Annotated in this window: 14 protein-coding genes; 4 read left to right on the top strand and 10 right to left on the bottom strand. The window is 74.5% G+C overall.

Going from position 1 to position 19,982, the window contains the following annotated elements:
- Nucleotides 1-116: 116 nt before the first annotated feature.
- The 8 genes from IG05_RS0139705 to IG05_RS0139670 form a co-directional block, all read right to left on the bottom strand.
- The gene (locus IG05_RS0139705; RefSeq protein WP_030348977.1) at nt 117-1,181 is read right to left on the bottom strand and encodes a lipoate--protein ligase family protein; all 1,065 of its coding nucleotides are present in this window, start codon (nt 1,179-1,181) and stop codon (nt 117-119) included.
- Between the two features lie 103 nt (nt 1,182-1,284).
- Nucleotides 1,285-2,292 (bottom strand): hypothetical protein, encoded by a 1,008-nt coding sequence (locus IG05_RS0139700; protein WP_051790779.1) that lies wholly within the window; start codon nt 2,290-2,292, stop codon nt 1,285-1,287.
- Nucleotides 2,293-2,386: 94 nt separating this feature from the next.
- Nucleotides 2,387-2,659: a hypothetical protein gene (locus IG05_RS0139695; RefSeq protein ID WP_030348975.1), complete on the bottom strand. Its 273-nt coding sequence runs from the start codon at nt 2,657-2,659 to the stop codon at nt 2,387-2,389.
- On the bottom strand, nt 2,656-3,375 hold the full coding sequence (locus IG05_RS0139690; RefSeq protein WP_030348974.1) for a hypothetical protein: 720 nt from the start codon (nt 3,373-3,375) through the stop codon (nt 2,656-2,658). The genes IG05_RS0139695 and IG05_RS0139690 overlap by 4 nt, the downstream gene beginning before the upstream one ends.
- A 56-nt stretch (nt 3,376-3,431) precedes the next feature.
- Nucleotides 3,432-5,516 carry a hypothetical protein gene (locus tag IG05_RS0139685; protein ID WP_037815698.1) on the bottom strand — a complete coding sequence of 695 codons (2,085 nt, stop codon included), beginning with the start codon at nt 5,514-5,516 and terminating at the stop codon, nt 3,432-3,434.
- On the bottom strand, nt 5,506-6,372 hold the full coding sequence (locus IG05_RS0139680; protein ID WP_234336260.1) for a hypothetical protein: 867 nt from the start codon (nt 6,370-6,372) through the stop codon (nt 5,506-5,508). The genes IG05_RS0139685 and IG05_RS0139680 overlap by 11 nt, the downstream gene beginning before the upstream one ends.
- A gap of 166 nt (nt 6,373-6,538) precedes the next feature.
- Nucleotides 6,539-7,192, bottom strand: coding sequence for a Crp/Fnr family transcriptional regulator (locus tag IG05_RS0139675; RefSeq protein WP_051790776.1), 654 nt, complete (start codon nt 7,190-7,192; stop codon nt 6,539-6,541).
- Between the two features lie 185 nt (nt 7,193-7,377).
- On the bottom strand, nt 7,378-7,656 hold the full coding sequence (locus tag IG05_RS0139670; RefSeq protein WP_030348970.1) for a GlsB/YeaQ/YmgE family stress response membrane protein: 279 nt from the start codon (nt 7,654-7,656) through the stop codon (nt 7,378-7,380).
- Between the two features lie 269 nt (nt 7,657-7,925).
- Between IG05_RS0139670 and IG05_RS0139665 the strand changes: the two genes are divergently transcribed.
- The 4 genes from IG05_RS0139665 to IG05_RS0139650 all read left to right on the top strand — a co-directional run bounded on the left by IG05_RS0139665 (nt 7,926) and on the right by IG05_RS0139650 (nt 15,078).
- Entirely contained in the window at nt 7,926-9,113 is a 1,188-nt protein-coding gene (locus IG05_RS0139665; protein WP_030348969.1) for a carboxylate-amine ligase, read from the top strand.
- Nucleotides 9,114-9,304: 191 nt separating this feature from the next.
- Nucleotides 9,305-11,086, top strand: coding sequence for an N-acetylglutaminylglutamine amidotransferase (locus tag IG05_RS0139660; RefSeq protein WP_030348968.1), 1,782 nt, complete (start codon nt 9,305-9,307; stop codon nt 11,084-11,086).
- Nucleotides 11,062-13,293 carry a prolyl oligopeptidase family serine peptidase gene (locus IG05_RS0139655; RefSeq protein WP_030348967.1) on the top strand — a complete coding sequence of 744 codons (2,232 nt, stop codon included), beginning with the start codon at nt 11,062-11,064 and terminating at the stop codon, nt 13,291-13,293. The genes IG05_RS0139660 and IG05_RS0139655 overlap by 25 nt, the downstream gene beginning before the upstream one ends.
- Nucleotides 13,294-13,362: 69 nt before the next feature.
- Entirely contained in the window at nt 13,363-15,078 is a 1,716-nt protein-coding gene (locus tag IG05_RS0139650; RefSeq protein ID WP_030348966.1) for a RecQ family ATP-dependent DNA helicase, read from the top strand.
- Nucleotides 15,079-15,145: 67 nt separating this feature from the next.
- Here IG05_RS0139650 and IG05_RS0139645 read toward each other — a convergent pair whose 3' ends face one another.
- Both IG05_RS0139645 and IG05_RS0139640 read right to left on the bottom strand, forming a co-directional pair.
- Nucleotides 15,146-15,898: a thioesterase II family protein gene (locus tag IG05_RS0139645; RefSeq protein ID WP_030348965.1), complete on the bottom strand. Its 753-nt coding sequence runs from the start codon at nt 15,896-15,898 to the stop codon at nt 15,146-15,148.
- A gap of 96 nt (nt 15,899-15,994) precedes the next feature.
- Nucleotides 15,995-19,982: thioester reductase domain-containing protein (locus IG05_RS0139640; protein WP_030348964.1), on the bottom strand; the 3,988-nt coding region annotated here is incomplete at its 5' end.

The raw sequence follows: 19,982 nt of genomic DNA, 5'->3' as shown, positions 1-19,982 counted from the left end.
ACGACTGCCTGTGGGGCGGAAGTGCCAACGCGTTGCGTGCCCGGCCGGTCACGGCATGCCGGTCACGGTGTGGTGCTTTGCCCGGTATCCGCCGTGCCCGCACGCGCCGTTCGGCCCTACGGCACCCGTGCCGTCCACGCGGGGGAGGAGAACTTGGTGCGCGCCAGTTCCCGTGCGCGGGCGAGTTCCCCGTCGGTCACCTGGCCCTGCGTCAGCCCGTAGCGCGCCCGGAACGACCCGATCATCCGGTCGATGACGGCCTCGCGCGGCAGCCCGGTCTGCCGGCGCAGCGGATCGACCCGCTTCTTCGCGCTCCCGGTGCCCTTGTCGGACAGCTTCTCCCGCCCGATCCGCAGCACTTCGACCATCTTGTCCGCGTCGATGTCGTACGACATGGTCACGTGGTGCAGCACGGCGCCCGGGCCGCCGTCCGGCCCGACGATCCGCTTCTGCGCCGCGCCCGCGATCTTGCCCTGGTCCGTGGCGATGTCGTTCAGCGGCTGGTACCAGGCCCGGATGCCCATGTCGCCGAGGGCGCCCAGCACCCAGTCGTCCAGGTAGGCGTAGCTGTCCTGGAACGACAGCCCCTGGACGAGCGACTCGGGCACCGACAGCGAGTAGGTGATGGTGTTGCCGGGCTCCACGAACATCGCGCCGCCGCCGGAGATCCGCCGCACCACCTCGATGCCGTGCCGTGCGGCGCCCTGCGGGTCCACCTCGTTGCGCAGGGACTGGAAGCTGCCGATGATCACCGCCGGGGCGCCCCACTCCCACACCCGCAGCGTCGGCGGCCGCCGGCCCGCGGCGACCTCGGCGGTCAGTACCTCGTCCAGTGCCATGTGCAGGGCCGGCGGCTGCGCGGCCTCGCGGATCAGCTGCCAGTCGTAGTCCGTCCAGTCCGTGGCCCGGGCCAGCGCCCGCCGCACCGCGATGCCGACGCCCTCCGCGGTCAGCCCGTACATCACCGTGCCCGCGGGCAGCGCCGCCTCGATCCGTGCGGCCAGGCCCGCCGCGCCGGTGTCGGCGGGGGCGCCTTCGAGGGCGCGGTTCACCGCGTCCAGCGCCTCGTCCGGTTCCAGGAAGAAGTCGCCCGCCACCCGCACGTGCCGCAGCACGCCGTCCTCGGCCTCGACGTCCACGACGACGAGCTTGCCGCCGGGCACCTTGTACTCACCGTGCACCGCCCGCACCTCCGTTCCTGCCGAACGGGACCAACGCCCGCCCCGGCCGGGGTGTTCCCGGGAGTTCCGGGCCGGCCACCCAGGGCCCCGGCCGGTGAAGGAATCAAACCTGCTTGAGCCTGTGTGCCACGTGCGCGCACTCCTCCAGCGGGGACAGGATTCCCAGCAGCGTCCGGAGGGCGGCGGCGATCTTCCGGCTCGGCCCGCGCAGCCGGCTGCTGGTCCGGCCGATGACCATGAGCATGGGCCCGAAGTCCTCGACGCCGCCGGCGGCCTCCCGCACCTCCCGCGCCTGTTCGATCACCTGGTCGAGCTGGGCGTCGACGAAGTGGGGCCACTCGGAGCGCGGAGTGCACCCGGCCCATTCCAGGAAGGCGCGCAGCGCGCCGATCGTCAGCTCCATCCGCGCGGCCAGGCGCCAGGCCGCGGCCTCCAGTTCGTCCGAGGGGCCCTCGATGGACTTGGCGAAACGGTTGACGGCGGCCAGCCGAGTGCTCATCGGGGCGCCCGGCATGGTGGCCCGCACCATGTCCTCGCTGAACAGCTCCCCCATCGCGCCCAGGTCCTGGAAGGCCGCCTCCACCATCGCCATGTCCTCGGCCATCGCCTCCATCTCCGTCTCGGCCGCGACCGCCAGCTCCAGCAGCCCCGGACCGTTCTCCTCCAGCGCGGCCGGGGCCCCGGCCTTCTCGGGTCCGTCCGCGCCGGGATCGTCGGCGGGGGCCGGTGCGGCGGCCAGGCCCAACTCCTCGGCGAGGGCCGTCCGCAGCAGGGCACGTGCTTCGGCCCGGCCGTCGGGCAGCGGCGGGAACTCGACGGCCGGGAGCGCGTCGAGGTCCGCCGGCACCGAACCGGCCTGACCCAGTCGGACCGTACGCCGGCCGGCGGCGTGCCGGACCCCGAGCCCGAGAACCACCGACGGATGGCCCCCGGTGAGGTCGGCGACGACCAGGTCCTCCTCGACGAGGTGCCGGACGAGCTGCTCGCTCAGCGGGCTGGGGTCGGCGAGCTGGTCGGCCCGGATCAGGGACAAGCCCAGTTCCTCGCAGACGGGCCGTGCGACCTCCTCGTGGAAGAGTGCCGCGGGGCCGAGGACGAGACAGGTGGGCATGACGGAGTACCTCCGTTGGGAAGGGCCGGAATCACATACGGCCCGGAAGGGAAGGGGGACGCGGGCGGGGCCTGCGAGCCCCGCCCGACGCGGTTCAGCCGAAGAGCGTCAAGGCCACCCCCTCGCCGAGGTCGTCGGCGTAGACGGGCCGCTCCTCGATGCCGAGCGAGGACAGCAGGTGGGCGGTGAGGACGCGGTGCCGGCGGCCGACCCGGACCGTCTCGCAGGGGAAGGCGCCGAGGGCGACCAGCCGGTAGGCCGTGGCCATGCACATGCCGTACGCCCTGGCCGCCGTACTCAGGTCGACGCTGACCGGCAGGTCCAGGACCTCCCGGAAGGTCAGGGGAGTCTGCGGGCGTCCGGTCATCCGCGGCTCCGGGGGCGCAGGGAGAGCGTGCCGACCCGTCGGCCCCGCTGGAACCGGCAGGCGCCGGCGATCTGTCCGGTCAGGCCCCACTCCCCGGCCAGGGCGCCGAGACGCAGCCCCTCCGTCCGTCCGGCCGGCACGGTGATCCGCAGGGTGGCCGCGAGGCCGTCGGGCCGGTCGATGCCGTCGAACTCCGCCTGCCACAGGGCTCCCCGGTCGCGCCGGGAGTCCACCGTGTTCTGGATGTCCTCGACGGTCCTCTCCGGCCGGGCCTGTCGGGCGGTGTTCCAGGCGCGGGTGCACGCCGAGCGCAGCAGCACGGAACCGGGGTCCGGGGTGTGCGGTTCGATCGACGGCAGCGCCTCCAGGTAGGCGGTGAGCATCTCCGCCTCGACGTCGTCCCGGTCGGCGCCGAAACGGTCGACGATGGCGAAGGCGTGGCGGCGCAGACCGGGCAACGCCAGCCACACCGCGGCTAGCCGCCAGCCGTTGCCGTCCGTGTCTTCGCGGGCCAGCGCGGCGATCTGGTGCCACAGCGCGTCACGCCGGGCGGCCGACGCCGAGCGGTCGTAGAGGAGGGGGCGTGCCTCGGCGGGGGTCAGGCCGGTGCCCGGGGCACCGGAGCCGTCGTCCAGCCGGAGCCCGGTCAGCGGCTCTCGGCTGGCCGGCTCCCGCTCCACGCGGGTGAAGAGGCCGGAGTATGGAGGTGACGTCATCGTTGCGCTCCTGGTCGCATGAGGTCGTTGATGCCTGGTCGGACGGTCATGGGGTGTCATGGGCGGCCGTCGGCCGGATCGGCGGCGGCCGGACCGGATCCCGCGCGCCACCGGGTCAGGGACCGCTCGGCGAGCGCCTTGCCGGGAGTGGTCCGGGCTGCCCGGTCGATCGACAGCAGCAGCCGCAGGACGCCGGGCCGGCGGCCGTCGACGAGCCGGGCGAACAACTCGTCCAGCCGCCGCTCCCGGTCGGGGGCGCCGGCCGCCTCGGCGCACCACATCAGCAGCGCGTCCCGCATGGCCGGATAGGCCGGGGCTTCGTCCAGGGCGGCGCCGACGAGGGCGACGACCTGGTCCGCACTTTCCCTCCCGGCGGACATTCGCTCACCGAACCAGTCGCGGTCCTCGGCGACGAGTGCGGGGACCACGAGGGCGGCCAGCAGCCCGGCCAGGTCATCGGTACGCACCCAGACGGCCAGCTCCCGCACGACCGCCTGCCTGGTCGCCGTCGTCCCGGCGGAGAACCGGAGCACGAGCGTCCCTGACACGCGCAGGGCCGTCGCCGCGGCGTCGCCCTCGGCACCGAGCACGTCCACGACCCGGCGCAACAGCCACATGGCGGTCTCGGCCGGCAGCCCGTCCGCGTCCGGCCGGCATGCGACCACCACCGTGGCGCGCAGCGCGGCTTCGGCCGAGTCGCTCCACTCCGCCAGCAGTGCCTGCGCCGCGGCGGCGGCCGGGTCCAGGCGTGCGGACGCGGCGAGAGCACGGCCCGCGACCTCGACGGCCGTCGGCGGCCCGCCGCGCACCAGGTCCGCGAGGAGTCCGAGGCTGCGCCCGGCGGTGCGTTCGGCCAGGGCGGCCAGCGCGCGTCCGGCGCGTTCCGCCTGCTCCTCGTCGCCGGCCGCGCCGAGCCAGACGTGCAGCAGCGGGAGCCACTCGGGCCGCTCCCGGCACACCGCGTCCCAGACGGCGCCGCCCACCGAGGGCCACAGGAAGGTGACGGCCGGCCTGCCGTCGCGGTCCCCCCGGACCGCACACACGGCGCCGATGCCGGCTAACGGTTCGGCCGCGGCCGGCGTGCCGGCGAGCCGGGCACCCGCAGGCCCCGGCAGGGCGAGCGCCGGCCGGCCCGGGTCACCGTCGTACGGCGGCGGCTCCGGCTCGGCCCCGGGGCCGCGACCGGCACCGACCAGGGCGAGCAGTTCCGTCGCCCGGCCGAGGACCGTGTTCCGGTCCAGTCCCTGGTGCACGCAGACCGAGAACAGGTGGGCCAGCAGCGTGGGATCGTCGTCCGCCGCCCCGACGAGCCGGGCGGCCTCGGCCGCGGCGAGTCCGGCCGTCAGCTCGGTGGCACTCGGCCGGCGGTCCGGTCCGGGACCGGCCAGGGCCTCGGCCACCCGAACCGCTCGGCCGGGCGGCAGCCCGGGCGGAAGCAGTGCGGCGAGGGCCTCCTGCCCTACCCGGCGCCGCCGGCGGGAGCGCTCCTGTGCATCCGGGCACAGTCTCGCGAAGTGGCGGGAGAAGACCTCCGCCGGGTCGGGCGACCGGTGCCGCAGCACCCGTACGTCAAGGCGGTCCTCAAGGGCGCGCGCCAGATCCGGCGTCTCCCGCAGGACGACGACCAGCCGGGCGCCGGCCTTCTCCATCTCCGCCTCCAGGCGCGAGACGTCCCAGGGCCGCAGGGCCAGCGGGTCGGCCAGGTTCATCATCAGGTAGCCGTGGACTCCGCGGGGCCGGGGCCGCCAGTGCGCCAGATCCACCGTCCCGTCGACCTGGACCAGCACGGGCTCGGCGCGGCTGTCGGCCAGCAGGTTCAGTGCCAGCGTCTGCCGGCCGGTGCCGGGTGCCCCGAGGACGAACAGGACACCGGAGGAGCCGAGCGCGTCGAGACCGGCGGTGTAGACGGGGGACCGGACGAAGCAGCGCCGGGCCGCCTGGAGGTCCTTCGCCCGGACCGGGCCCTGGCGCACCAGGGGGACGACGTCGGCGGGGGAGTCCGCCGTTGCGTACCGCTGACCGCCGTGCAGGGTGCCGGTGTTGATCGCCCCGTGCGGGGCGTAGACGACCAGACCCCTGTCGTGGAGGAGTTCCGGCGGAAGGGCTCCGACGGCGTCGTCCGGGCCGGCCTCAGTAGTCATGGCCGCCCTCCGGCTCGGGGCGGACGGACGAGTCCAGGCTGGTCAGGTGCTGGCCGCCGTGGACGGAGCCGGTGTTGATGATGCCCCGCTCGGCCCGGAGCACGGAGGTGAAGGCGCGGCGCCGGCCGGTCGCTGCGCGGGCCTTCTCCCGGCCCGCCTGCGCGGTGCCGGCCGCCGTGGCGGTCCGGCCGGGCGGCGGACCGGAGGGCGACGGCACGTACAGCCAGGCCCGCTGGGCGAACGCCTTGCCGTCCACGGTCGCCGGCACCTCGTGGAACCAGTCGCGGTGGCGTCCGGTGTATCCCGAGCCGACGGCGTCCTGGTAGCAGCGGTCGGAGAGGATGGCCGCCACATGCGTGATGTTCTCGTTGTGTTCGGCCAGTACGGCCCGGACCGGACGGGAGTCGAGCAACCGGTGGGTGTCGGTGCGCGCCGTTCCGTTGCCGCCGAAGGGGTCCGTGCTGTCGGGCAGCGGCCCGATGTGCAGCCCGACCCGCAGCCGCAGCGGGGCCGTGCCGAGAGCGTGGACGTTCAGTTCGGCGACGGTGTCCTGCAGGGTTTCCAGCCAGGGGTGGATCACCAGCGGCATCAACGCGGGGTCGAAGCCCAGGACGTAGCCGTCGCCGGTAGTGGCGGGAAACAGCCGGTCGGACCACAGCCGTGCCAGGCCGGCGCGTTCGAGCGAGATTCTCAGGACCTCGGGCACCGCCCGGCTGACCACTTCGTGATCGATGGCAGGGCGTTCGGTGAAGCCCTTCAGGTCCACGGCCAGAATCCCGCGGTACGGCGGAAGCGGACGACTGCGGGAGTAAGGGGCCGCGGAGGTCGCGGGCAGCCCGGAACGGTCGCTGTGCACTGTCTCTCCTCTGCGAAGGCCCGTCGGCAGCGGGGCTGCCGACGGGCAAGGGGCGCTGGTGAGTACGCCCTTCGAGCTTCGCCACTCGGGGAGAGAGCCAGTGCACGCTCAGTGCGCAGAAGCAGTGACGGCCGTCACTGCTTCTGCGGGGAGGGGGCTCGGCCGGTCAGACCGGGTACCGCCGCATGACGTCGTGCAGTCGGCGCTCGTCCACGACCTCGATGCAGGTCTTGTCGGCGCGCACACGGCTCGGGCCCAGGCGCCGCAGCGCGTCGCTGACGGAGTTGCGGCCCGCTCCGAGGTGCTGGGCGAGTTCGGTGCGGGTGAGGCGGAAGACGCGGTCGCCCGACATGGCCACCAGGCGAAGCAGTGCCCCCGCCAGCCGCTGGTCGAGGTCGCCCTCGCCGGCCTGGGTCTGCTCCCACAGGCGGTCGTTGGCCAGGCAGGCCAGCTTGCCCGGGAGGCCGTGCCGCTCCACGAAATGCCGGAAGGTGTGAGCGGGAAGAGAGGCAACTTCGCATATGCTAATGGCCTGCACGTCGGCGAGCCGGATCCTGTCGTTCTGTACCGCCATCTCGCCGAGCACCTCCCCGGGTCCGCGGAAGCTCAGCAGTCTCTCCCGTCCGTCGATGTCCCTGCGGACGACCTTCACCAGGCCACGGAGCAGTGCCAGTACGTGCGTCCCGGTGTCGCCCTGACGGAGGAGGACCGTTCCCGCCGGGTGGATGCGGCGGCGGCCGCTCGTCAGCTCGTCCCACGCCTCGACGGGGACGAGGTCGCGCAGTGTCCGGGTTGTGGAAGCACGAATTTCTTCGCTCATGCGACGAAACTAGACCGCGTCGGCGGCTCGCGGGACGCGATGATCGTTTCTGTTCGCCGGCTTTTCTCTCCTGCCGGATGGGGCCCGTCATGCGATCAAGAAACTCCCCAGCCGCTCCCTGGAGGGGGAGCGGCTGGGGAGTTTCCGACGGCGGACGGGCCGACGACGGCTTCGGCGTCGGCCGGTCAGGCGTGGCGGTGCGAGTGCCGGTTGCCGGTGATGACGCGGTAGAGGGCGAGGAGGATGAGGGAGCCGACGATCGCGGCGATCCACGTGGAGAGGTCGAAGAACCCGTCGATGGAGTCGACGTGGAAGATCACCTTGCCGAGCCAGCCGCCGAGCAGACCGCCGGCCACGCCGATGAGCATGGTGATGATGATGCCGCCCGGGTCCTTGCCCGGCATGATGGCCTTGGCGATGGCACCGGCGAGCAGGCCGATGATGATCCACGCGATGATGCCCATGAGTGTCTCCGTCTCTCGTCGCATAAAGACTGTGTTAGCTCCCGTCTGCACCGTCAGCGCTCGTACAAACGTCCTCTTTCCGAATCGGGGATTTCCGCGCGCTCCGCGCCGGCCGCTCTTTCGTGACATCACACGCTCCGACGAGCACTCCTGCTTAGTAATGGGTCAGGTGGGAAGTCGGAGGTGCACAGCCCGTCTCCGGTAACCGGCCGAGCGGGCCGATTCCCCGGGTGAGGCAGTCAGCATTCGCCCGTCACCTTAGGAGTGCCGTGACCGTTCGCATCGGAGTGGAAGAGGAGTTCCACATCGTCGAGGTGGAGACGGGCCTGCTCGCCCCCCGAGCCGACACCATGCTGGAAAAGCTCCCCCCAGGCGCCTTCACGACCGAGTTGCAGCAGGCGACCGTCGAGTCGAACAGCGGTGTGCACGAGACCCTGGCCGGTCTGTACGACGACGTGATCCGTGCCAGACGCCGGCTCGACGCCGCCGCGAGCGCCCACGGGCTGGCCGTGGTGGCCGCCGGCACCGTCCCACTGGCCCGCACGCAGGACACCCGCCCGACCGACGGGCGCCGCTACCGCCACATGGTCGACGAATACCGCATGATCGCCGACGAGCAGCTGATCTGCGGGACCCACGTCCACGTCGACGTGCCCGACCGCGACCTGGCCGTACGCCTCATGTGCGAGGTGTCCCCGTGGCTGCACGTCCTGCTGGCCCTGTCCGCCAGCTCCCCCTTCTGGCTGGGCGCCGACACCGGCTATGCCAGCTGGCGGACCATGGTGTGGCAGCGCTGGCCCACCGCGGGCCCGCCCGGGTGCTACGCCGACGCCGCCGACTACGACGCGGCCGTGCAGAGCCTGATCGACTCCGGTGTCATCAGCGACGCGGGCATGATCTACCACGACATCCGGCCGTCCGCCCACCAGAAGACTCTCGAACTGCGCATCTGCGACGCCTCCCCCCGGGCGGAGACGGTCGTCCTGATCGCCGGGCTCTACCGCGCCCTGGTGACCGAGGCGCGCGAGCGGCTGGAGACGACGGACGCGCCCCCCTGTCGGGGCCGGCACGAGTGGCTGCGCGCCGCCGCCTGGCGGGCCGCGCGGTCGGGCCTGGAAGGGGTCCTGATCGATCCCGGGACCGGGCGCGAGGCACCGGCGGCCGACGTCGTCCGGCGCCTGCTCGCCCGGGTACGCCCGGCGCTGGAGGCCGCCGGTGACTGGGACACGGTCCGGAACCTCGCCGAGCGAGCGCTCGCCACCGGCAGCGCCGCCCACCGCATGCGCCGCGCCGCCGAAGCCGACGACCTGCTCGCCTGCACCGATCTCGCGATCGCCGAGACCCGGGGCGACGACCAGCCGCGCCGGCGGGCCGCCGCCGCCCGGCACGTCGCCTCCCCCGCGCGCCCCGTCGCCCACCCCTCCGGGGCCGGCCGGGCCGGGATCGCCGGCCGCTGAGGCCCGCGGCACGACCCCGGGGCCCCGGCCCCGGCACCCCCCTGCAACCACGCTGCGCACCCGCTCCCGTCACGAAGGAGAAGAACCACCGTGTCCATCAGTTCCGGCCACATACCGGTGGGCGGCCCGCCGCACACCGCACCGCCGCGCACCTCGCGTGCCCCCTACGCGCGTCAGGGAGGTGGTTGCGGATGTGCGGCCTGAGCGGAGAGATGCGCTTCGACGGCACGCGGCCCGACCTTGTGGCCGTCGAACGCATGAACGACCGGCTCGCCGCCCGCGGACCCGACGGCGAGGGCGTCTGGTCACGGGACGCCGTCGCGCTGGGACACCGCCGCCTGAAGATCATCGACCTCTCCGAGCGCGGGGCGCAGCCGCTGACCGACACCGCGCAGGAGGTCACCGGTGTCTTCAACGGGTGCATCTACAACTACAAGGAGCTGCGCGCGGAACTGACGGCCCTCGGCCACCGGTTCCGCTCCACCTCCGACACCGAGGTCGTCCTCACCGCGTACCGGCAGTGGGGTACCGCCTGCGTCGACCACTTCCACGGCATGTTCGCCTTCGCCATCGTCGAGCACCGCACCGGGCGGCTGATCCTCGGCCGCGACCGGCTCGGCATCAAGCCCCTGTACCTGGCCGAGACCCCGGGGCGGCTGCGCTTCGCCTCCTCGCTGCCCGCCCTGCTCGCGGCCGGCGGCGTGGACACCTCGCTCGACCCGGTCGCCGTGCACCAGTACCTCAGCTGGCACGCGACCGTGGCCGCGCCCCGGACCGTGCTGGCGGGGGTGCGCAAGCTTCCCCCGGCCACCGTGCGGGTGGTCGAGCCGGACGGCACCTACCAGGAGCACCGCTACTGGCAGCCGTCGTACACGCGCCGCCCCGAGCACGCCGGCATGGGCGCCGCCGAGTGGCGGGACGCGGTGCTGGAGGCGCTGCGCACCGCGGTACGGCGGCGGATGGTCGCCGACGTGCCGGTCGGCGTCCTGCTGTCCGGGGGCCTGGACTCCAGCCTGATCGTGGCCCTGCTGGCCGACGAGGGGCAGCGGGACCTGGCGACGTTCAGCGTGGGCTTCGAGGCGGAGGGCGGTGCCGAGGGGGACGAGTTCCGTTACTCCGACCTGGTGGCCAGGGAGTTCGCCACCGACCACCAGCAGCTGGTGGTGCCCTCGCAGCGCGTGTCGACGGCCCTGGACGCGGCGGTCGCCGCGATGAGCGAGCCCATGATGAGCCACGACGTGGTCGCCTTCCACCTGCTGTCCGAGCAGGTGTCCAAGAGCGTCAAGGTCGTCCAGAGCGGGCAGGGCGCCGACGAGGTCTTCGCCGGCTACCACTGGTACCCGGAGCTGGCCGCCGCGGCCCGCGAGGACGAGCCCGACCGGTACGCCGAGGTGTACTTCGACCGGCCGCACGCCGACCTCGCCGCGATGCTGCAACCGGACATGCTGCCGCGGGAGGACGTCTCCGGCCGGTTCGTCCGCGAGCACATGGCGGCGCCGGGGGCGGAGACGGCGCTCGACGCCGCCCTGCGCCTCGACACCCATGTCATGCTGGTGGACGACCCGGTCAAGCGGGTCGACAACATGACGATGGACTGGGGCCTGGAGGCCCGTGTGCCGTTCCTCGACCACGAACTGGTCGAGCTGGCGGCCGCGTGCCCGCCGGAGCTGAAGCTGGCCGACGGCGGCAAGGGCGTCCTGAAGGAGGCCGGCCGCAAACTGCTGCCCCGCGACGTGGTCGACCGTCCCAAGGGCTACTTCCCGGTCCCGGCCATCACCCATATGGCCGGACCCGTCCTGGACAGGGTGCGCGCGGCGCTGGGCGCCCCCGAGGCCAAGCGACGCGGACTCTTCAAGGACTCCTACGTCGCCGGACTCCTGGCGGCCCCCGACCGACACCGCACCAAGCGCGGAGCGAACGCACTGTGGCAAGTGGCTTTGCTGGAGATATGGCTGCAGACGCACGGAATCTGACCGGGGAACCGCCCGCGGTACGGCCGCCCGGCACCGCCGGTGCCGGGTGGCCCACCACCGCCCACCCGGGGCGCGCCGCCCACCCGGCCGCGGACGGCCGTACCGCCGCCTTCGCCGCGCCCGCCCGGGTCCCGCTGCCCAACGCCTCCGGGCCGCGGGACGCGACGACACGGCTCATCGCGCACGGCTGCTGGTACCCCTCGGCCGACCCGGCCGGCACGCAGGTCGCCTTCATCTGCGACCGCGGCGGTGTGCCCCAGCTGTGGACGGGACCCGCCGACGGCGAGGCCGTACGCCTGCTCGACGACGGACCGGACCCCGTGACGGAGGTGTCCTGGTCGCCCGACGGCCGCTGGATCGCCTACACGACGGCCCCCGGCGGCGGCGAGCACACCCGGGTGCTGTGCGTCCGTCCCGACGGCAGCGACCGGCACGTCCTCGCCGGCGCCGAGCCGGGCACCTCGGCCCACCTGGGCTGCTGGGCGCACGACGGATCGGCGATCGCGGTCACCGTTGCGGTCCCCACCGCCGCCCCCGCCCCGGACGCCGCGGCGGAGGCCGGAGGCTTCGGCCCCGGACCGAACGACGGCCACCTGCCGGCCCCCTGGCAGGGCCGCACGGGCGGCACCGGGCTTCTCGGTCCGGCACCCCACACGGACCCCGGTCCCGCACTGCCCTCGCCCGTCCTCGCCGTGGGGACGACGCTGATCGGCGCACCGGGCGGTGCCACCGCCCCGGCGGCCGGGTTCGGCGACGGACTGTCCGCGTACCTCGTCGACCCGGACGGCGTCGCCGCGCCCGTCCTGCTCGCCGTGGAGAAGGACGCGGCGACGCTCCGCGTGTGCGACCTCAGCCGGGACGGCGCGCTCGCGCTGCTGCGCCGGGGACCCCGCGGCCGGCGCGAGGCGGTCGTGCTGCGCACCGCCGACCTCGTCACGACCTGTGTGATGCCGGTGGCCGACGGGGACCCGTGGATCGGCGGCTTCTCACCCCGCGCGGACACCCTCTGGCTGCGCAGCAACGCCTACCGGGAGTTCGCGGTCCTGCTCGCCGCCGCCCTCGACCCCGACGGGCGGCCGCGCGGCTGGTCGGCCGCCGCCGCGCGGGAGAACACCGACCTGGAGCTGCTGCGGTGCGCCCGCGACGGCAGCTTCGCCGTGCTCGCCTGGAACGTCCGGGGCATGAGCGAGCTGGAGGTACTGGACACGGAGGCGTCCGGCCGGCCCGGGGCGGACCCGGGCTCCACCCGGACGGTGTCCCTGCCCCACGAAGTGGTCACGCGCATCGCGGACGCCGGCCCCCGGCTGCTGCTGGCCCTGTCCGGGTCCCGCCGCCGCCCCGGCATCTGGTGGCTGCCCGACGGCGCGACCCCGGTGCGCACCCCCTGGTCGTCACGCGACGAGGACGCCGTTCCCCCGGGCCGCCCGCCCGTGCGACCGGTGCCGCTGCGGCCCACCGCCCGGGACGGGCTGGCGCTGAACGGCTGGTACTACCGCGCACCGGGCCGCGGCCCCGGCGAACCGGCACCCTGCGTCATCCACCTGCACGGCGGCCCCGAGGACCAGGAACGCCCCGTCCTGAACCCGCTCTACCACGAGATCCTCGGACGAGGCATCGACGTCTTCGCACCCGACGTCCGCGGGTCCTCCGGATACGGCCGGTCGTTCGTCGACGCCGACCTGGGGCGGGGACGGTTCGCCGCGATCGACGACGTGGCCGACTGCGCCGCCCACGCGGTGCTGGCCGGCCCGGCCGATCCGGCCCGGCTGGCGGTGATGGGCCGCTCGTACGGCGGCTACCTCACGTTCGCCTCGCTGGTCTGGCACCCCGACCTCTTCCGCACCGGGGTCGCGGTGTGCGGCATGTCGGACCTCGCGACGTTCTTCGACGGCACCGAACCCTGGATCGCCCAGTCGGCGGCCCACAAGTACGGCCACCCCGAACGCGACCGCGAACTGCTGCGGTCGCTGTCCCCGATGAGCCGCATCGACGCGCTGCGGGCACCGGTGCTCGCCGTGCACGGGGAGCACGACACCAACGTGCCGCCGGGGGAGTCGGAGCAGTTCGTCCGGGCCGCCCGCGAGCGCGGTGTGTCCGCCGAGATGCTCACCCTGCTCGACGAGGGACACGAGTTCCTGCGCGCCGACAACCGCCGGCTCTTCCGCCGTGCCGCCGCCGACTGGCTGCAACGGCACCTGAGCGGCTGACCGTCCTGCCGGGGTACCCGCCGGAAACCGGGGTACCCCGGCACAGCCCCACCGTGCGAGGAGTGTGTGATGACCGGGGAAGGAACACCGGCCCGCGGACGCCGGGCCGGGCGGCTGCGCGAGACGGCCGCCGAGGTGTTCGGCTGGGAGGAACTGCGTCCCGAGCAGCTCACCGCCATGGAGTGGGTGCTGGAAGGGCGGGACTGCCTCGTCGTCATGCCGACCGGCTCGGGCAAGTCCGCCGTGTACCAGGTTCCCGGCCTGCTGCTGTCCGGGCCGGTCGTCGTCGTGTCACCGCTGCTGGCCCTGCAACGGGACCAGATCGCGGGGCTGCCCGGCGGCGACCGCGGCCCGGGCGCCGTCGCCGTCAACTCCGACCTGGGCGCGGCCGGGACCGAGGAGGCCTGGGCGGCGGTCCGCGAGGGCGCGGTGCGCTACGTCTACCTGTCCCCGGAGCAACTGGCCAAGGACGAGGTCGTCGAGCGGCTGACCGAGGCGCGCCCGGCCCTCGTCGTGGTGGACGAGGCCCAGTGCGTGTCCTCGTGGGGCCACGATTTCCGGCCCGACTACCTGCGCCTGGCGCAGGCGGTACGGCGGCTGGGCCGGCCGCCCGTGCTCGCGCTCACGGCGACCGCCGCGCCGCCGGTACGGCAGGACATCGTCGAACGGCTCGGCATGGACCGGCCGCGGCAGCTCGTCACCGGCTTCGACCGTCCGGGCATCAGACTGGAGGTGCGCCGCCACCTCGGCGACGACGAACGGCGGGCCCGCGTCCTGGAGGACGCCGCCGCCGCGCCCAAGCCCGGCATCGTCTACGCGGCGACGCGCAAGGACAGCGAGTCCTACGCCGCGGAGCTGGCCTCCCTCGGCCTCGCCGCCGGCGCCTACCACGCGGGGCTGCGGGCCGCCGAACGCCGGAGGGTCCACGAGGCGTTCCTCTCCGGCGACCTGGACGTCGTCGTGGCGACCTCGGCCTTCGGGATGGGCATCGACAAGGAGAACGTACGGTTCGTGCTGCACGCCTCGCTGCCGGGCTCCCTGGACGCCTACTACCAGGAGATCGGGCGCTGCGGCCGGGACGGGGAAGCCGCGCTCGCCGTCCTGCACTACCGTACCGAGGACACCGGGATGCAGGCGTACTTCAGCAGCCGCACGCCCCGCCCGCAGACCGTTGACGCGGTCGTACGGGCGGTCCACGCCCGCCGGGACGCCCCGGCGGACCTCGACGGACTGCGCCGCGACACCGACCTTTCGCGGGCCAGGGTCACCGCCGCCGTGAACCTGCTGGAGGAAGCGGACGCCGTGGTCACGGACGCCTCGGGCGCCGTCCGCCCGGTCCCGGGCACGGCACCGTCGCGCGCGGTGCGGCGAGCGGTGGACACCGCCGAGGCCCACAAGCGCATGGACCGCTCGCGCGTGGACATGGCCCGGGCGTACGCCGAGACGACCGGCTGCCGGCGGCGCTTCCTGCTGGGCTACTTCGGCGAGGAGTACGAGGCCCCCTGCGGCAACTGCGACGTGTGCGACGCGCAGGAGAGCGGCGACGGCCGAGCGGCGGGCGACGAGGACCGGCATCCGGACGCCGGGGCCTACCCGCCGGGAGCCGCGGTACGGCACGGCGAGTGGGGCCGCGGCACCGTGCTGAGCGAGGACGGCGACCGCATCACCGTCCTCTTCGACGAGGTCGGCTACCGCACGCTCGCCCTGGACGCCCTGGCCGCCCGGGACGATCTGCTCACCGTGGTGACGGGCCCGGACGAGAACCGGCCGGGGCCGCACGGGTGAGGACGGGCGAGGGCGGCGGGGCCGCACGGCCGGAGTCCGCGGCCGCCCGGTGGGCCTCCGGATCCGTTCACACCGGCGTGGGGTGGGCCAGGAGCGTGCGCACCGCTCGTGCCACCGACGGGAGCTGGGTGTCGAGGTAGAAGTGGCCACCGTCGAAGGTGAGGAGGTCACCCGGACGCGTGGAGTGGGCGAGCCAGCCGCGGGCGTCCTCGACCGGGACGACCGGGTCGGCGGTGCCGACCATGACGGTCAGCGGGATGTCGAGGGGCGGTCCCGGCAGCCAGCGGTAGCGTCCGAGGGCCCCGTAGTCGGCGCGGAGGGTGGGCAGCACCATCTCCAGCAGCTCCGGGTCGTCCAGGACCCGGCTGCCCGTGCCGCCCAGGCGGCGGATCTCGGCGATCAGCGCCGCGTCGCCCTCCAGACGGTCACCGGCCCGGGGCTCGGGGCCTGGGGCGCCCCGCCCGGACAGGATCAGACGCAGCGGCGTGGCCAGGCCGAACTCGGTCAGCACCCGGGCCGTCTCGTAGGCGACGACCGCGCCCATGCTGTGGCCGAAGAACGCATACGGACGCCGCGGGGCCCGGGCCAGTTCCTCGGCGACGGCCCGCGCCAGGTGGACGAGGGAGGGCACGGGCTCAAGCCGGCGGTCCTGACGCCCCGGGTACTGGACGGCCACCACGTCGATGTCGGGCGCCAGGGCCCGGGTCAGGCCGAGGTAGGCGCTGGCCGCGCCGCCCGCGTGCGGGAAGCAGACGAGCTGCAGCTCGCTGTCCTCGGACTTCGCGAACCGCCGCAACCAGCGGCTCTCCACTGCGGACATGTCGGTTCCAATCCAGCGGCTGCCGCGCCCCGGCCGGGCCGGCCGGGGCGGGACAGCCGCTTGTCGTAGCGAACGGCTGGGAGAGATGGGGCGGGGTCAGGCGGAGACGTACGCGTCCGCCCCCGCCGGCGGGAAGAAGCCGGCCTCCGTGAAGAAGGTGACGTACCGCCGGAACAGGTCGACCGTCATCTGCGGGCACTCGATCCCGGTGCCCTCCAGCGCCCGTTCGGCCAGGCTCGTGTCGACCGGCGGGTAGAAGGTCCCGTCGCCCTTCGCCAGCATCTCGAACGCCTCCAGCAGCGGAAGCATCACGTTGTCGGAGTCCGACTTCACCAGCGCGCTCCAGGAGTCCCAGTCCAGCTCGTCCAGGACGTGACCCCGGGCCCGCAGCTCGGTGACGAAATCGGCGAAGGTCATGTGGCTCTGGTTGTAGAGGTGGAAGGTGCCCGGGCCGGTACGGCCGGACAGCGACAGGGCGACCAGCGCGGAACTGACGTAGTCCACGGGCGTGAGCGGGACCGCCGCGTCCAGGCCGGCCGGGACGGCTCCGGCCTGGATCAGTCCGCGCAGGCTCAGCCAGACGAAGTCACGTGTCTGGCAGGCGCCGTTGACCCCGTCGCCCGAGACGACGTCCACGCGGTAGACGGACACCGGCAGACCCCGGTCGCGGGCGATGCCGATGACCTGCTCGGCGACCCACTTGCTGCGCAGGTAACCGCTGGGCAGCGCCTCGGCGGGCCCGGTGGGGTCGTCCACGCCCAGCGGCCGGCCCCCCGCACGGTCGCCCGCGAAGACCCCGATCGTGGACACGTAGTGCACCGGTACGGTGCGGTGCCGTGCCGCGAGCCGCAGGACCTCCTGCGTGCCGCCCACGTTGGCCGCCTTCAGCGTGCCGAACGGGTGCAGCCAGTGCACCTGGGCGCCGCCGTGGTAGACGACGTCGACGGTGCGGGCCAGGTCGTCGAACTCCTCCTCGCTCAGGCCGAACCGGGGTTCGGCGAGGTCACCGACGACCACCTTGATCCGGGCCGGGTCCACCTCGTCCCACACGCGGTAGTACTGCAGGTTCTCCCGCAGCCGCCGCAGGCCGTCGGCCGCGTCGCGCGCGCGGACGAGGCAGTGCAGGGTGCCCCGGGTGGACCGCGACAGGTCGCGCAGCAGGAACGCGCCGAGGAAGCCGGTGGCGCCGGTCAGGAAGACGTGCGCGGGGTCGTCCACCCGGTGGACGACCTCGGCGGCGGGCCGGATCGCCTCGTCCAGGCGGATCTCCGCCGCGTAGTCCTCTCCCTGGCGGGTGCCCGACGTGCCGCCGCCCGCACCGTCCGCCAGCGCGGTCCGCAGGAACTCCGCCAGCGCGCGGGGGGTGGGGTGGTCGAAGACCAGTGTGCCGGGCAGGCGCAGGTCCAGCTCCGAGGCGAGGTGATTACGCAGTTCCACCGCGGTGAGCGAGTCGAATCCGAGCCCGGTGAAGGCCTGTTCCACGTCGAGGGACGCCGGGTCGCCGTGACCGAGGACCGCCGCCATGGCGGCGAGCACCACCTCCAGGACGATGGCGAGCTGTTCGCGTTCGCCGGCCGTGGCCAGGCGGCGTGCCAGGTCGCCCGCCGTGCGCTCGGAGTTGTTGGCGGCGCGGCGCACCGGCCTGCGCACCAGGGACGCGAGCAGCGGCGGCACCTGCGCGGGACGCTCCCGCATCGCCGCGAGATCCAGCGGTGTGACGACGGCGGCGGGGAGGGACAGGGCGAGGGCGGCGTCCAGCAGCCGGGGACCCTGCTGCGGGGAGATGATGCCGAACCCGGCGCGGGTGATGCGGGCGATGTCGGCCTCGTCGAGGTCACCGGTGATGCCGGAGTCCTGCGCCCACAGCCCCCACGCCACCGAGGTGGCGGGCAGGCCCCGGGCGGCGCGCAGGGCGGCGAGGCCGTCCAGGAAGGAGTTGGCCGCCGCGTAGTTGGCCTGGCCGGCACCGCCGATGACGCCCGCGAGGGAGGAGAACAGGACGAAGGCGGACAGGTCCAGGTTCTCGGTCAGTTCGTGCAGGTGCCAGGCCGCGTCGGCCTTCGGCGCGAACACGGCGTCGAGGCGTTCCGGGGTGAGGTCGGTGACCAGTCCGTCGTCGATGACACCGGCCAGGTGCAGCACGCCGCTCAGCGGGTGTTCGGCGGGCACGGCGTCGAGGACGGCGGCCAGGGCGGACCGGTCGGTGATGTCGGCGCCGACCACGGTCGCCGTGGCACCCAGCGCGGACAGTTCCGCCCGCAGCTCCTCGACGCCCGGCGCGGCGGGGCCGCGGCGGCTGACCAGCAGCAGCTGCCGCACCCCGTGCTCGCGCGCCAGGTGGCGGGCGAACAGGGCGCCGAGGCTGCCGGTACCACCGGTGATCAGGACCGTGCCCTCCGGGTCCCAGGGGCGGGCACCGTCGTCCGCGGGGCGGGGGGCGCGCACCACGCTCGGCAGCAGGACGCGGCCGTCGCGGATCGCGGCCTGGGCGGCTCCGGAGGCGACCACCGCGGACAGCGGGCCCGCGAGGGCGTCCGGGTCGTCCGTGTCGGCGTCCACGAGGACGATCCGGTTCGGGGACTCCGACTGCGCCGAACGCAGCAGACCCCAGTCGGCCGACCCGGCCGGGTCGAGGAACGTCTCGTCACCGGTGGTCACACCGCCCCGGGTCACCACGACCAGCGGCACGGCGCCGGGCCGTTCGTCGGACAGCCACCGCTGGACGAGGCCGAGGGTGGCGTGGCTGTGCGCGTGCACGGCGGCCACGGCGTCCGCGCCCCGCGGGTCGACGGCGGGCCTGAACACCACGACCGCGTCGGCCTCGCCGCGTTCGGCCCGCCCGATCGCCTCGGCCAGGGTGAGGCGGCCGGCACCGTCACCGGTGACGGCGGTCGGACGGCCGGCGTCCTCGCCGACAACGGCGAGGGCCGGTGCGGTGAGCGGTGCGGGCAGCGGCGTGGGACGCCAGTGCACGCGGAACAGCGCGTCGGCGTCCCGGGCCGCGGTGTCGCGCACCCGGCCGGCGTCCACCGTGCGGCCGGTGACGGCCCGGGCGAAGGCCACGGGCTGGCCGGAGCGGTCGGCGAGACGCACGGCGACCGTGTCCTCGCCCGTCCGGACGAGATGGGCCCGCAGGGCGGTGGCCCCGGTGGCGTACAGCTGGAAACCGCGCCACTCGACGGCGAGTTCCTCCTCGTCCCGTTCCGCTCGCGGGGCGGCGAGCCCCCCGGCGTACAGGGCCGAACGCAGCAGCGCCGGGTGCAGGCCGAAGTCGGCGGCCTCGGCGTGCAGCGCCTCGTCGAGGACGACGTCGGCGAAGACCTCGTCGCCGAGCCGCCAGGCGGCGGTGACGCCCCGGGCCGTGTCCGTGTCCGAGAGGGCGAGCGCGGCGGCCTCGGGGGGCGGCCACTCGGCCGGCCCGAACGGCGCCTTCGCGGTGCCGTGGCCCAGCCGTCCCCGCGCGTACACCGTCCACGGCAGGTCGCCGCCGTCGGGGCGGGCGTGCAGGGTGAAGGCCCGCGTCAGGTCCGCGTCCGGCTCCTCGACGGACAGCTGGAGCTGGAGCGGGCCGTCCTGCGGCAGCGTCGGCGGCACGTCCAGGACCAGTGACTCCACGGCGCCGGTGCCGAGTTCGTCTCCGGCGCGCACGAGGGCGTCCACCAGCGCCTCCGAGGGCAGCGCGGCCGCTCCGAGCAGGGTGTGGCGGGTCAGCCACGGGTGGCTGCGCACCGAGACGCGGCCGGTGAACAACGCGCCCCGGCCGTCCGCGTGTTCCACCTGGGCGCCGAAGAGCGGGTGCCCGCCCGACCGGACACCGAGGCCGGCGGCGTCCACGGCACCGGCGACGGGCTTGATCCAGTAGCGCTCGTGCTGGAAGGCGTAGGTGGGCAGGGGCGACTCGGTGCGACGGGCGCCGGTACCGGCGAAGAAGGCCGCCCAGTCCACCGGGACGCCGTGCGTGTGCAGGGCACCGACGGCCTGGACGAGGCTGCGGGTTTCGTCGTGGTCGCGGCGCAGGAGGGGGATGGTGGTGGTGTCGTCGAGTGTGTCCTGGGTGAGGGCGGTGAGGACGGCGTCGGGGCCG

The organism is Streptomyces sp. NRRL S-1022, assembly GCF_000720135.1.
GTDB lineage: Bacteria > Actinomycetota > Actinomycetes > Streptomycetales > Streptomycetaceae > Streptomyces.
Note: the sequence above shows the minus strand (reverse complement) of the source record. Positions and strands in the feature narration are given on the sequence as shown.

What these genes read in the sequence shown, in the direction of transcription:
- IG05_RS0139700 (WP_051790779.1), bottom strand. Translation starts at nt 2,292, where the DNA reads ATGCCCACCTGTCTCGTCCTCGGCCCCGCGGCACTCTTCCACGAGGAG.
- IG05_RS0139695 (WP_030348975.1), bottom strand. Translation starts at nt 2,659, where the DNA reads ATGACCGGACGCCCGCAGACTCCCCTGACCTTCCGGGAGGTCCTGGAC.
- IG05_RS0139690 (WP_030348974.1), bottom strand. Translation starts at nt 3,375, where the DNA reads ATGACGTCACCTCCATACTCCGGCCTCTTCACCCGCGTGGAGCGGGAG.
- IG05_RS0139685 (WP_037815698.1), bottom strand. Translation starts at nt 5,516, where the DNA reads ATGACTACTGAGGCCGGCCCGGACGACGCCGTCGGAGCCCTTCCGCCG.
- IG05_RS0139675 (WP_051790776.1), bottom strand. Translation starts at nt 7,192, where the DNA reads ATGAGCGAAGAAATTCGTGCTTCCACAACCCGGACACTGCGCGACCTC.
- IG05_RS0139670 (WP_030348970.1), bottom strand. Translation starts at nt 7,656, where the DNA reads ATGGGCATCATCGCGTGGATCATCATCGGCCTGCTCGCCGGTGCCATC.
- IG05_RS0139660 (WP_030348968.1), top strand. Translation starts at nt 9,305, where the DNA reads ATGTGCGGCCTGAGCGGAGAGATGCGCTTCGACGGCACGCGGCCCGAC.
- IG05_RS0139655 (WP_030348967.1), top strand. Translation starts at nt 11,062, where the DNA reads ATGGCTGCAGACGCACGGAATCTGACCGGGGAACCGCCCGCGGTACGG.
- IG05_RS0139650 (WP_030348966.1), top strand. Translation starts at nt 13,363, where the DNA reads ATGACCGGGGAAGGAACACCGGCCCGCGGACGCCGGGCCGGGCGGCTG.
- IG05_RS0139645 (WP_030348965.1), bottom strand. Translation starts at nt 15,898, where the DNA reads ATGTCCGCAGTGGAGAGCCGCTGGTTGCGGCGGTTCGCGAAGTCCGAG.